The sequence below is a fragment of the Herminiimonas fonticola genome (genome assembly GCF_003293745.1).
In the GTDB taxonomy this organism is placed as follows: Bacteria; Pseudomonadota; Gammaproteobacteria; order Burkholderiales; family Burkholderiaceae_D; genus Oxalicibacterium; species Oxalicibacterium fonticola.
The window spans coordinates 48,303-61,793 of sequence record NZ_PTLZ01000004.1 but is presented as its reverse complement, the minus strand read 5'-3'; the positions used below and the strand labels follow the sequence as shown (position 1 = coordinate 61,793).

The window sequence follows — 13,491 nt, the reverse complement described above, 5'->3', positions numbered from 1 at the left end:
GTTGGTGCAAATTAATTTGGGGGTGGAGATGTCCGATCTGGCTAATCTCGCCAAACTCGCGCGTTCAAACGCGCAACTTCCAGTCAACGTCTATTTTGACGAAGCGCTGTTGAAGCAGGAAATTCAGCAATTATTCCGCGATGGTCCGCGTTATGCGGGACATGAATTGATGGTGCCGAATGTCGGCGACTTTGCCACGCTCGCGTGGGAAAACGAAGGCCGCATGCTGGTCCGCAATCCGCAAGGTATCGAATTGCTGTCCAACGTCTGTCGTCATCGTCAGGCGAAAATGTTCAACGGTCGCGGCCATGCGAATAACATCGTCTGCCCGCTGCATCGCTGGACTTACGATCTCAAGGGTGAATTGATAGGCGCGCCGCATTTTGGCGAAACGCCTTGCCTGAACCTGTCCAACACACCGCTGCAAAACTGGAATGGTTTGCTGTTCGAACGCAATGGCGTCGACGTCGCAAAAATTCTGGGTAATCTCGGCGTGACGAAAGATCTCGACTTCAGCGGCTACATGCTGGATCACGTAGAAGTGCATGAATGCGATTACAACTGGAAAACCTTCATCGAAGTGTATCTGGAGGATTACCACGTTGAACCCTTCCATCCGGGTCTCGGTAGCTTCGTCAGCTGCGACGATTTGAAATGGGAATTCGGCGATCAGTACAGCGTGCAAACCGTTGGTGTACACAATGCATTGGCCAAGCACGGCTCACCGACTTACCAGAAGTGGCAAGAACAGATATTGCAATTCCGTGGCGGTGTAGCACCACCGTATGGCGCAATCTGGCTGACGCTGTATCCAAACATCATGGTCGAGTGGTATCCGCACGTGCTGGTCGTTTCGACTGTATGGCCTAACGGCCCGCAAAAGACACGCAACGTCGTCGAGTTTTACTACCCGGAAGAAATCGTTCATTTCGAACGCGACTTCATCGCAGCAGAACGCGCTGCGTATATGGAAACCTGTGAAGAAGATGATGAAATCGCCTTGCGCATGGATGCCGGCCGCAAGATCCTGATGGATAGAGGCGTCAATGAAGTCGGTCCGTATCAATCGCCGATGGAAGATGGCATGCAGCACTTCCATGAATGGTATCGCCGTCAGCTCGACGTCTAAACCAGTCAATTATCAGAGTCGCATGCATCACATGCATGCGACTCTGACTCACCGCTTTTGAATCACCTCTCTTTTTAGTCGCAGCTCTCATGCAATCACTCTGGATGCTCTTCGCCACTTTCGCCTTTGCCATCATGGGCGTGTGCGTCAAGCTGGCGTCCGAAACCTATACCGTCGCTGAAATCCTGATGTATCGCGGACTGGTTGGCGTGATCTTTATTTACGCATTGATCCTGCGCCAGAACGGCAGCCTGAAAACCACATTCATCTGGCAGCATTTATGGCGCTGCTTCGTCGGCACAGTCGCAGTCTGGCTGTGGTTTTATGCGATCAGCTTGCTGCCGCTGGCGACTGCGATGACGCTGAATTACATGGCACCGATCTGGATTTCCGGCATCCTGTTTTTTGCTGCATGGCGTCTCGGCAAACGACGCTTTGAATGGGGGCTGGTCACCGCGATCATTGCCAGTTTTATTGGCGTGACCTTGTTGTTGCGACCATCGATACATGACGATCAATGGCTGGGCGGTTTTATCGGGCTATGCTCCGGCGCGCTATCGGCATTGGCTTATTTGCAGGTAAGACATCTAGGAAAACTCGGCGAACCGGAATCACGCGTGGTGTTTTATTTTTCCGCAACCGGCTTACTCGCAGGTTTTCTCGGCTGCCTTTTCGGACCGGGCCTGCACGAACAACCTGTCAGCATATTGCGCGCGCATTCAGCCTACGGCATCACGCTGCTACTCAGCATAGGCGTACTTGCAGCGATGGCGCAGATGGCGATGACGCGCGCCTATAGACTCGGCAATACGCTGGTCACTGCGAATCTGCAATACACCGGCATCGTCTTTTCAAGTTTGTGGGGTATCGTGATCTGGAATGATGTGCTGGGTCTGTATGGCTGGCTCGGCATAGCCATCATTCTGGTCAGCGGCATCGTTGCGACGTTCTACAATATCCGCAATACGAGCACGCCGAAAACCGTGGCACCGGTCGATCCGATTGCGACCGAACTGTAAACACGAATCCCATCCTGCAACTCATTATGTGAGCGGCGGGCACATGATCCACATCAAGGAGAGCGCATGACTTTCACCACCCTGATTTCCGCTGCTGAACTGGCGCAACACGTGTTTGATCATGATTTGGTCGTACTCGATTGCCGTCACGATCTGACCAAACCGGAAGCTGGCCAACAAGCCTTTGCAGAAGGGCATATTCCGAATGCGCAGTTTGCCCATCTTGATCACGAGTTGGCGGGTGAAAAAGTTGGTGCTGACGGCACGTTTCGCGGCCGCCATCCATTGCCTGATCGTGCTACTTTCATTGCGAATTTGCGTCGGTGGGGCATCAATGACAATACCCAGGTCGTTGCTTACGATGCGCACGGCGGCATGTTTGCCGCGCGCTTGTGGTGGATGCTGAAATGGGTTGGGCACGACGCCGTCGCAGTGTTGGATGGCGGCTTGCCGGCGTGGCTAGCGCACGGCATGTTTGTCTCAACCGAAGCTTCGCCCCGTACCCTGGGCACATTGACAGACCAGCCTGCGCTGGTGGCGTCAGTCAATGCAGACGACATTTTGAAAAGTTTAAATACCGCAACGCACACCATCGTCGATGCGCGCGCACCGGATAGATTCCGCGGCGAGAATGAAACACTGGATCCGGTCGGCGGCCATATTCCGGGCGCGAAAAATCGCTTCTTCAAGGACAATCTGCAAGCCGATGGTCGCTTCAAATCTGCTGATCAATTGCGTAGTGAATTCAGTGAGTTAATCAAGAATCCGGAAACGGCAGTCATGCAATGCGGCTCAGGCGTGACTGCTTGCCACAATTTGCTGGCACTGGAAGTTGCAGGTCTGACAGGCGCAGCCTTGTATCCAGGCTCATGGAGTGAATGGTGCAGCGATCCTGCACGGCCGGTCGCACAAACTGTTTAGAAGTGATGCGCCGCGCTTCAGTGCGTGTGCGCATTACCCGTCAAAAATAAAACGATGCCGACACCAAGTGCAATCAACAGCACTTGCGGCACCGTTTCACGCATGGATGCACGACGCTGCATTTGCGGCATCAGATCGCTGACTGCGATGTAAATGAATCCGGACGATGCGAATACCAGAACATAGGGTATCCATGACTGCGCGCGGTCCAGCAACAAGTAGCCAACCACACCGCCAACGATCGCCATCAAGCCGGAAATGATGTTGTACGCATACGCGCGTCTACGCGTAAAACCTGCGTTCAACAGCACAATGAAATCACCGATTTCCTGTGGAATTTCATGCGCGATAATTGCCAGCCCCGTCATGATCCCGAGATGCGGGTCCGCCAAAAAAGCCGCTGCGATCAAAATACCGTCAGTGAAGTTATGCAGACTGTCGCCTACCAGTATCATCCAGCCAGACGCGCCTGCTTCGCGAGCATCATGACCGTGATGATGACCGTGGCCATCGTGTTCGTGATGATGTGAGTGGCGCAGTATCGCCATTTTTTCCAAAAGAAAAAATGCCAGCAAACCGCCTAGCAGCACGGCGAATAATGTATGTGTATTGGCTTCGGATTCAAACGCTTCCGGCAAGGCATGCAGCAAGGACGTCGCCAGCAAAATCCCCACCGATAGACTGACCATGCGATCGACCAGCTTCGACAACAGCGAAAAAGAAAACAGCGCCGCAGCGGAAATGCTGAACACACCAGAGATGGCGGTGGTCAACAGGATGGAAACGAGCGTGGAATTAATTTTGAATCTCAGTAGATGCAACAAGGTTGCAAATTAGAACATATCCCAATCATTTCGGCAAATAAAAAGCGCGGCATCGCGTTTGAAGAACATGCCGCGCCTTTCACTTCAGGCCTCAATAAATCAGGCAACACCGTGAGCTTTGAACCATGCAACGCATTGGGCCCAACCGTCTTTGGCGTCTGCTTCCACATAGCTAGGACGATAATCTGCATGGAAGGCATGGCCGGAATTTTTAAACACAACGAATTCCGATTTGCTACTGCCTTTGGCAAGCGCATCCTTCATTTCCACCACGGTGGTGACTGGAATACCGCCATCTTGCCCGCCATACAAACCGAGTATCGGCGTCTTTAACTTGGCAGCGATATCGACAGGGTGCGTAGGCGTCAATGGCGTGCTGTTGCCGACCAAACGACCGTACCAGGCGACGCCAGCCTTGACCTTGGGATTGTGTGCAGAGTACATCCACGTGATACGCCCACCCCAGCAAAAACCGGTGATGCCTAGCTTGGCTGTATTGCCGCCATTTGCCTTGGCCCATGCAACCACCGCATCAAGGTCTGCCATGACTTGCGCATCCGGCACTTTGCTTATGACTTCCTTCTGCAATTCCGCAATCGTTTTGTATGCCCCAGGATCGCCTTGTCGCACAAACAGATTCGGTGCCAATGCCAGATAACCCAACTTCGCAAAGCGACGTGCAACGTCAGCGATGTATTCATGCACGCCAAAGATTTCGGAGATCACCAGAATCACCGGCAGATTGGTTTTTCCTTCCGGTTGCGCGCGATAAACCGGCACTGCCTGGCCGTTGACCATCACCGTTACTTCACCAGCGGTCAATCCGGTAGCGTCGGTCTTGACCACGCTCTGCGCACACACTGGCAGCACGGCTGCTGCAAACCCTGTCCCCAGAGCCGTCTTCATGAAACCACGTCTATCGACGCCATCGGACAAAGGTGTTTTTGCGACCAGGCTAGCGAAATCTTCTTTCAAATTTTCCATGACTATCCTCCAGTGTATAAAGCGATATGACCTTCAGGTTTGAAAAACATTTATGCGGCATGCCATATGCAAAACACGCTGCACGAATAACAAAAATCAGTGCGCCTCATCCCAGTTCTTGCCGACGCCCACTTCTGCAATCAACGGGACTTTCAGTTGCGCGACATTGCGCATCAACTCCGGCAATTTTTCACGAACCAGCGCCAGTTCGGTTTCCGGCACTTCAAGTACCAATTCATCGTGCACCTGCATGATCATTTTTGACTGCAGCTTTTCAGTCTCCAGCCAACCCTGCACTGCAATCATTGCCAGCTTGATCAAATCTGCAGCAGTACCTTGCATGGGCGCATTGATCGCCGCACGTTCCGCACCCTGTCGGCGTGGACCGTTAGGCGAATTGATTTCCGGCAGCCACAGGCGACGACCAAAAACGGTTTGCACATAGCCGCGCGCTTTCGCTTCGAGGCGCGTTTCATCCATATAGCGTTTGACGCCGGAAAAACGATAGAAATATTTTTCAATATAGCTTTGTGCGGCCGAGCGTTCGATGCCGAGATTGCCGGCTAGACCGAATGCGCTCATGCCGTAAATCAAACCAAAGTTGATGACCTTGGCGTAGCGACGCTGTTCGCTGTTGACATCAGTTGTAGCAACGCCAAAAATTTCAGCAGCGGTCGCACGGTGAATGTCTTCGCCTTCTGCAAACGCGCGCAACATGTTCTCGTCGCCAGAAATGTGGGCCATGATGCGCAATTCGATTTGTGAATAATCGGCAGATACGATCACGCTGCCGGCCGGTGCGATGAAGGCTTCACGTATGCGGCGACCTTCTGCATTGCGGATAGGGATGTTTTGCAGATTCGGTTCGTTCGACGACAAACGACCGGTCACCGCGACTGCTTGCGCATAATTGGTATGCACGCGACCAGTGGTCGCATCGATCATTTTCGGCAGTTTATCGGTGTAGGTCGACTTCAACTTGGACAGGCCGCGATACTCAAGTAACACCTTCGGCAAGGGATAGTCTTCTGCCAGTTTTTGCAGCACTTCTTCATCGGTCGATGGCGCGCCTGACGGTGTTTTTTTGACGACAGGCAGCTTCAATTTTTCAAAGAAGATTTCGCCTATCTGCTTGGGCGAATTCAAATTGAAGGGCTGGCCTGCGAGTTCGTAAGCCGCTTGTTCAATCTCCAGCATACGCTTGCCGAGTTCGTTCGATTGCGTTGCCAGCAAAGCCGGATCGATCAACACACCGTTACGCTCGACCTTCTGCAACACCACCGCTGTCGGCAATTCAACTTTTTCGTAAATGAAGGTCAGGCCTGGATCGCCGCTGACATGCGGGAACATGCGCTGGTGCAGTTGCAAGGTGATGTCTGCATCTTCGGCCGCGTATTCAGTGGCACGAGCTATCTCAACCTGATCGAAACAAAGTTGCGATGCGCCCTTGCCGCACACATCCTGAAACGTGATGGTTTTGCGATTCAAATGACGCAAGGCCAGGCTGTCCATATCGTGACTGCGATGCGATTCAAAAACATAAGATTGCAGCAAGGTATCGTGCTGAATGCCGCGCAGGCTGACGCCATGATTCGCAAAAATATGGCTGTCGTATTTCAGGTTTTGTCCGACCTTGGCTTTACTTTCATCTTCCAGCCAAGGGCGCAACTTTTGCAGCACCAGATCACGCGACAATTGTGCAGGTGCATCCTGATAGCGATGCGCAACCGGGATATACGCTGCGACGCCGGGTTCGCAACACAAAGAGATGCCAACCAATTGCGCCTGCATAGGTTCCAGCGACGTCGTCTCGGTATCAACTGCAGTCAACGTTGCGGCATTGATTTTGTTCAGCCAGCGATTCAGATCGGCTTCAGTCAAGACGGTCTCGTAATGCTTTTCGACTTCCGGTAAATCTTCACCAAACAATGCGCCTTGCGGTGCGATGCCGGTCGGGGCGGTTGGTGCAGTAGTTGCAGCGCCGGATGACTCGGCATTGCCGGTCAATTCGCGCAGCCAGCTCTTGAAGCCATTACGCTTGAAGAAGGCAATCATCGCTTCAATATCTTCCGGCTTTTGCTGCAGCGATTCCTCTATGGATTGCATGTGTTCAGACAGATCGCAATCCGTTTTTACCGTGATCAAAACCTTTGCTTGCGGCAGCCAATCCAGTGCGCGACGCAGATTCTCGCCAACCACACCCTTGATCTCTGCAGCATGCTCGACGATGCCGTCCAGCGTACCGTATTGCGTCATCCATTTGACCGCAGTCTTGGGTCCGACTTTTTCCACGCCCGGCACGTTATCGACGGTGTCGCCTATCAAGGTCAGGTAATCGACAATGCGTTCCGGCGGCACGCCGAACTTGGCGATGACGCCTTCCCTGTCCAGCACTTCATTGCTCATCGTATTCACCAGCGTCACATGATCGTTGACCAGTTGCGCCAGATCCTTGTCCCCGGTAGAGATCACGCTCGTCATCCCGTGCTTGACTGCTTCGACCGACAAGGTGGCGATCACGTCATCCGCCTCTATCCCTTCCACCATCAGAATCGGCCAACCCATCGCGCGCACCGCTTCATGGATAGGTTCAATCTGGCGCGCCAGATCGTCCGGCATGGAGGCGCGTTGCGCCTTGTATTCGGCATACAAATCGTCGCGGAAGGTTTTGCCTTTGGCGTCGAACACGCAAGCCATATACGCAGTCGGATAATCCTTGCGCAGACGTCGCAGCATATTAATCATGCCGTAAATGGCACCGGTAGGCGCGCCTTCAGGGCCGCGCAAATCCGGCAGCGCATGGAAGGCGCGATACAAATAGCTGGAGCCATCGACTAATAACAAAGTTTTATTCATAGGGATTCGGTAATTCGGTAAGGAAGGCGGCCGACTGAGGGCAAGGCAACTCATGGCAAACGGCTACGATTATGGCAGAGTTTGCTCCTGCCAATAATTCGATTCCAGCGCTGTCCGGGCAGGTAAGAATGCATAAAGCTTGGCATTATGGAAATCCCGCTGAAAAACCGGGCGGGAAGTAGCTGCGCGCACCGAAATACAAACTGAACTATTTTCTGCAGGCATGAGCCGGTTTGCTACAATGAACCATATTGGTTTCCTTTCAACGACGGCTCATACATACATCATGCGCACATCCAAATTTTGGTCCCTTATTACGATTTCCGTAGCGGCAATCGCAACACCTTTGATTGTCAGCGCGCAATCGACACCACCAAGCAAGGATTTCGCACCAGCACCTCCGCAAACGCAACGCCTGGAAGAAGGCGAAGCACCTGCGGTGACGATCCGTCAGCCGGATACACAAAAGAAAATTACCGAGAAAAAATCTCAGGGCAAAGTCACTGAAGTAAAAGTGCAGACCGGCAGGACCACGTATTACGCGAAACCGAACGATACTGCCGGCGCGATGCGCGGCGACGGCCAAAGCGACACCAATCGTCCGGTGCAATTTGAAATCGGCAAATTCGGCCCACCAAAAAGTACCCCTGCACCAGAACCGGTGCAAACATTGGCGCCCGCACCTGCGCCAGTGAAATAACAGCCGCAGCAAGCATTACCGGCAATCGCCAGATAACGCACTCCGGTGCGTTATTTTTTGTTTTTGATGACACGTATTTCTTATAATTTTTCTCATGGCAGTTTTTACTCCGGTCAGTCTCGATGACCTCTCCTCATGGATCACGCAATTCGATCTGGGCAAAGCGCTCGCGATCAAGGGCATTTCATCCGGCATCGAGAACAGCAATTTTTTCATCACCACCGAGCGCGGCGAATATGTGCTGACGGTGTTTGAAAAACTCACCTTTGAACAACTTCCGTTCTACCTGAACCTGATGCGCCATCTGGCAGAGGGCGGCGTATCGGTACCTGCACCCATCGCCAATCGCAAGGGTTCCATCATCAATGAATTGCACGGCAAACCGGCTTCGATAGTGACCAAGCTGGCAGGCCACTGCGAACTGGCACCGCAACCAGTGCATTGCGCGGCCGTCGGTGCGATGCTGGCATGCATGCATATGGCGGCAGAAGATTTTGAGATTCGCCAACCGAATCTGCGTGGCATAGCCTGGTGGAATGAAACCATGCCGGTCGTCATGCCTCACCTCTCCGACAACGACAAGCAATTGTTGACGACGGAAATGGCTTTCCAGAATGCGTTTGCCGCATCAGATGTTTTCAAGGAATTGCCTAACGGCCCTATCCATGCCGATCTGTTCCGCAACAACGTCATGTTTGACGGCGATCAGCTGACTGGCTTCTTCGATTTTTATTTTGCCGGTTGCGATACCTGGCTGTTCGACGTCGCCGTTACCGTCAACGACTGGTGCATAGATATCGAAAGCGGCGAGCTGGATCAGGCACGCGTACGCGCGATGCTGGATGCGTATCACGAGATACGTCCATTTACTGCAGAAGAGCAAATCGCATGGCAGCCGATGTTGCGTGCCAGTGCATTACGCTTCTGGCTGTCGCGGCTGTATGATTTCCATATGCCACGCGATGCGGAAATGCTGACGGCGCACGATCCGGCACATTTTGAACGGATACTGCGTTTGCGTATCGAACACACAGCACCTGCACTTTTTACTACGGCTGGATGATGGAAAAATTACCTGCAAAAACCGGTTGGCTCTGGGTTACGGAAGGCTTTGCGCTGTTCCGCAAGCAACCGGCTGAATTATCGACGCTGTTCTTCGGCTATATGTTCCTGATGCTGGCGCTCGGCATCATTCCTGTCATCGGCCAGTTAATGCCCTTGATACTCGTACCCTTGTTCTCGATGACCTTCATGCACGCATGCGTGCATATCGAAGCGGGTAAAAAGGTCTATCCCAACCTGCTGCTGGTCGGTTTTCGCTCGCCTTTCGTGCGCAATCTGATCAAGCTGGGCACGCTGTATTTGCTGGCGGCAATCATCGCCATAAGCGCATCGGCATTGATCGACGGCGGCGTATTCGTGCAAGCCATCACTGGTCAAATCGCGATCGACGCAGAAACGGTACGCAACTCCAATATGACGCTGGCAATGTTGTTTTCCGCCTTTGTGTACATACCGGCCGCGATGGCATTCTGGTACGCGGCACCGCTGATTGCATGGCAGGGAATGGGCGTAGGCAAAGCGATTTTCTACAGCTTCTTCGCGGTACGTCGCGCCAGCAAAGCATTCCTGATTTATGGTTTGGCGTGGGTCACGATAGGCATCATTTTCCCTGTCATCGTGAGTTCGATTTTCGGCATGCTGCTGAACTCGCCGAATGCTTCTATCTTCATTCTGTTGCCGGTTTCGCTGGTGCTGACCGTCATCATGTATTGCTCGTTTTATCCTAGCTACACCCATCTGTTCGGTCCAGCTCCAGACCCGCTGCCATCATCAAAACAAGAGACTTAAAAGCTGGGCAACTTCAAACAGATGTTTCCCTCTCTACCGTAAAAAAACCTGCGCCGAATTACAAATTCTGCGCAGGTTTTTTTATTTCTAGCCGGGCACTTTATCCAGCTTGGCAATACTCAAGTCCAGCAACTTCATCCCGTGTCGTCCAAAATTGATATGCGCACGTGCACTACCGCCGCTGCCTTCGATATTCACGATCACGCCTTCTCCAAACTTTGCATGGGCGACTGATTCGCCTATGCGCCAGCCGATGTCAACCTTGGTAATGGCTTGCGCGATCTTGTTGGAACCGGCACCTAACGCGTCTTCCCATGCTGCTTTTGGATGCGCGTACGAATGATGTTGTTGCTGCTGCACTTTGGGCGACAGCCATTTCAATGACTCTTCCGGCATTTCATCGAAAAAGCGCGACTTCATGTTGTAGCGCGTCTGGCCATGCAACATGCGTGTCTGTGAAAAGCTGATATACAAACGGCGTTTGGCGCGTGTGATCGCAACGTACATCAGGCGACGTTCTTCTTCGACACCACCCTCTTCCTTCTGCGAATTTTCGTGCGGGAACAAACCTTCTTCCAGACCGGTAATAAATACCGCATCGAACTCCAATCCTTTGGCGGAATGCACCGTCATCAATTGCAAGGCGTCCTGCCCGGCCTGCGCCTGATTGTCGCCCGCTTCCAGCGACGCATGCGACAGGAAGGCCGACAAAGGCGACATTACGGCAGGCAAAGGTGCATCTGCATCCAGCACTTCAACCCCATCCAACGTCGTGATTGCAGGGCCAACCATCTGCTCGCTTTTCGGTCCGAGCAAGGCCGGTGCATCGTGACCGAAACCTTCTTCCGAAACGAAGAGCGTGGCTGCGCTGACGAGTTGCTCCAGATTTTCGACGCGATCGGCGCCTTCTCTTTCATTCTGATAATGCGTAATCAAACCGCTGGCATCCAGCACCACTTGCACCATTTCCGGCAAGGGAAGATGTTGGCTTTCAAAACGCGCGCCTTCTATCATCTTGACGAAAGCGCCTAGCGAAGAACCCGCCTTGCCCGCAACATAGGGCACTGCCGCATACAGAGAAATACCGTACTGCTTGGCCGCATCCTGCAATTGCTCCAGCGAACGCGCGCCTATGCCGCGCGTCGGGAAATTCACCACACGCAGAAAAGCAGAGTCGTTGTGCAGGTTATCCATCAACTGCAGATACGCGATTGCATGCTTGACTTCAGCACGTTCGAAAAAGCGCTGACCGCCATATACGCGATACGGAATACCAGCCGAGAACAACGCATGTTCAATCACGCGAGATTGCGCGTTCGAGCGATACAGTACGGCGATTTCGCTACGCGTGCCGCCTTCTGCGATCAGGCTTTTTGTTTCCTCGATGATCCATTGCGCTTCCTGCAAATCGCTGGTGGATTCATAAATCCTCACCTGTTCGCCATGGCCTGCATCGGTATGCAGATTCTTGCCCAGGCGTTTGGTGTTATTCGCGATCAGTGTGTTGGCCGTATCGAGAATGTGACCATGCGAACGATAATTCTGCTCCAGTTTGATCAGGTTCTCTACCTTGTACTCGCGCTCGAACGCCGACATATTGCCAACATTCGCACCGCGGAATGCGTAAATACTTTGATCGTCATCACCGACTGCAAACACCGCACCTTGCGTGCCGGCCATCAGCTTCAGCCAGTTGTATTGCAGGTTATTCGTATCCTGGAATTCATCGACCAGAATATGTTTGAAGCGCGCTTGATAATGTTCGCGCAAAGGTTGATTGCGACTCAACAATTCATAGGTGCGCAATAACAGTTCGGCGAAATCAACCACGCCTTCACGCTGGCATTGCTGATCGTAGATTTCATACAATTCCACCATCTTGCGATTGTAATCGTCGAAGGCTTCGACATCGTGCGCACGCAAACCCTGATCCTTCGCACCATTGATGAAATACATCAAATTACGTGCCGGATATTTTTCATCGTCGATGTTATTCGCTTTCAGCAAACGCTTGATCATCGATAATTGATCCTGAGAATCCAGAATTTGAAAAGTCTGCGGCAAGGCTGCATCGCGATAATGCGCGCGCAACAGGCGATTACACAATCCGTGGAAGGTCCCTATCCACATGCCGCGCGTATTGATAGGCATCATCGCCGACAAGCGCGTCATCATTTCCTTCGCAGCCTTGTTGGTAAACGTGACTGCGAGTATACCGCCAGGCGACACCTGTCCCGTCTGGATCAACCATGCGATACGCGTGGTCAACACGCGCGTTTTACCTGAACCGGCACCAGCCAGAATCAGTGCAGGTTGTGCCGGCAAAGTGACCGCCGCGAGTTGTTCGGGATTGAGATTGTGAAGAAGATTTTGCATCTGTCGATTATACCGGCACTGGGTAGTTATACATTGCTGAATGCACGCTCAATCGCAGCAAGTCGGCATCTATTGCCGAATGACATTGAAATCTTATTTCTATAAATTTGCAGACAAAAAAATACCTGCATTTCAGTCAACAAGGCATGTCGACGAAAGCAGGCACTTTTTTTTGCGTATTCAAAACATACGCCATAGTAAATTATTTTACGAACAGATTGGCAAATGCACGCGCCGCTGCTTGCGGGTCACCCGCCAGATACACACTGCTGATTGCTGCAACCATATCCGCGCCATTCTTGACCAGCGGTGCAGAGTTTTCTTTGGTCATGCCACCGATCACGCAGCTAGGCACTTTGCCTTGTGCTTTCCAGTCCGCAACGATGTTTGGATCTGTCGTCACTGGGTATTTTTTTACTTTCGATGGATAGAAACCACCAAAGGCGACGTAGCTTGCGCCAGCCGCTTCTGCTGCGTGTGCCATATCCAGACTGCCATAGCAGGAAGCACCGAGTATCTTGCCAGCGCCGATGGCCTTGCGCACTTCTGCGACTGCCATATCGGTACCGCCTACATGGATGCCGTCAGCATCGAGTTCCATGCACAGGTCTATGTAGTCGTTGATGATGAACGGGCATTGGTAACTTTTGGCGAGTGCCTGCAGGCATTCGGCTTGTTCACGACGCAAAGCTGCATCTGCCGTTTTATGACGGTATTGCAGCAGCGAGACGCCACCTTTCAGTGCGAGTTCGGTGATTTCCAGTAACTTGCGGGTGTCGTCCCAATCCGGGGTAACGAGATACAAACCTTGCATGCTGTTCTTCCTGACTA

Annotated in this window: 11 protein-coding genes; 6 read left to right on the top strand and 5 right to left on the bottom strand. The window is 52.5% G+C overall.

Annotated elements, in window-relative coordinates; translation table 11 throughout:
• Positions 1-28 precede the first annotated feature (28 nt).
• The 3 genes from Hfont_RS12700 to Hfont_RS12690 all read left to right on the top strand — a co-directional run bounded on the left by Hfont_RS12700 (position 29) and on the right by Hfont_RS12690 (position 3,069).
• On the top strand, positions 29-1,129 hold the full coding sequence (locus Hfont_RS12700) for an aromatic ring-hydroxylating oxygenase subunit alpha (protein ID WP_112992789.1): 1,101 nt from the start codon (positions 29-31) through the stop codon (positions 1,127-1,129).
• An 89-nt stretch (positions 1,130-1,218) separates the two neighbouring features.
• Complete coding sequence (locus tag Hfont_RS12695) at positions 1,219-2,148, top strand: DMT family transporter (protein WP_112992788.1); 930 nt, start codon at positions 1,219-1,221, stop codon at positions 2,146-2,148.
• A 66-nt stretch (positions 2,149-2,214) separates the two neighbouring features.
• A complete protein-coding gene (locus Hfont_RS12690; RefSeq protein ID WP_112992787.1) occupies positions 2,215-3,069 on the top strand; it encodes a sulfurtransferase in 855 nt (284 codons plus the stop codon).
• A 17-nt stretch (positions 3,070-3,086) separates the two neighbouring features.
• Here Hfont_RS12690 and Hfont_RS12685 read toward each other — a convergent pair whose 3' ends face one another.
• From Hfont_RS12685 to polA, 3 genes are all read right to left on the bottom strand, one after another.
• On the bottom strand, positions 3,087-3,881 hold the full coding sequence (locus tag Hfont_RS12685) for a ZIP family metal transporter (protein ID WP_112992970.1): 795 nt from the start codon (positions 3,879-3,881) through the stop codon (positions 3,087-3,089).
• 111 nt (positions 3,882-3,992) lie between these two features.
• Entirely contained in the window at positions 3,993-4,877 is an 885-nt protein-coding gene (locus Hfont_RS12680) for a dienelactone hydrolase family protein (protein ID WP_112992786.1), read from the bottom strand.
• A 96-nt stretch (positions 4,878-4,973) separates the two neighbouring features.
• On the bottom strand, positions 4,974-7,733 hold the full coding sequence (polA, locus tag Hfont_RS12675; RefSeq protein WP_112992785.1) for a DNA polymerase I: 2,760 nt from the start codon (positions 7,731-7,733) through the stop codon (positions 4,974-4,976).
• Between the two features lie 286 nt (positions 7,734-8,019).
• On the opposite strand from polA, the gene Hfont_RS12670 reads away from it, so the two are divergent.
• From Hfont_RS12670 to Hfont_RS12660, 3 genes are all read left to right on the top strand, one after another.
• The gene (locus Hfont_RS12670; RefSeq protein ID WP_112992784.1) at positions 8,020-8,433 is read left to right on the top strand and encodes a DUF2782 domain-containing protein; all 414 of its coding nucleotides are present in this window, start codon (positions 8,020-8,022) and stop codon (positions 8,431-8,433) included.
• A gap of 94 nt (positions 8,434-8,527) precedes the next feature.
• Positions 8,528-9,496 (top strand): homoserine kinase, encoded by a 969-nt coding sequence (locus tag Hfont_RS12665; protein WP_112992783.1) that lies wholly within the window; start codon positions 8,528-8,530, stop codon positions 9,494-9,496.
• On the top strand, positions 9,496-10,284 hold the full coding sequence (locus tag Hfont_RS12660; protein ID WP_112992969.1) for a BPSS1780 family membrane protein: 789 nt from the start codon (positions 9,496-9,498) through the stop codon (positions 10,282-10,284). The genes Hfont_RS12665 and Hfont_RS12660 overlap by 1 nt, the downstream gene beginning before the upstream one ends.
• Before the next feature lie 87 nt (positions 10,285-10,371).
• Here the strand turns inward: Hfont_RS12660 and Hfont_RS12655 are convergent, their stop codons facing one another.
• Positions 10,372-12,660 (bottom strand): UvrD-helicase domain-containing protein, encoded by a 2,289-nt coding sequence (locus Hfont_RS12655; RefSeq protein ID WP_112992782.1) that lies wholly within the window; start codon positions 12,658-12,660, stop codon positions 10,372-10,374.
• A 202-nt stretch (positions 12,661-12,862) separates the two neighbouring features.
• Complete coding sequence (thiE, locus tag Hfont_RS12650; protein WP_112992781.1) at positions 12,863-13,474, bottom strand: thiamine phosphate synthase; 612 nt, start codon at positions 13,472-13,474, stop codon at positions 12,863-12,865.
• Between the last annotated feature and the right edge of the window lie 17 nt (positions 13,475-13,491).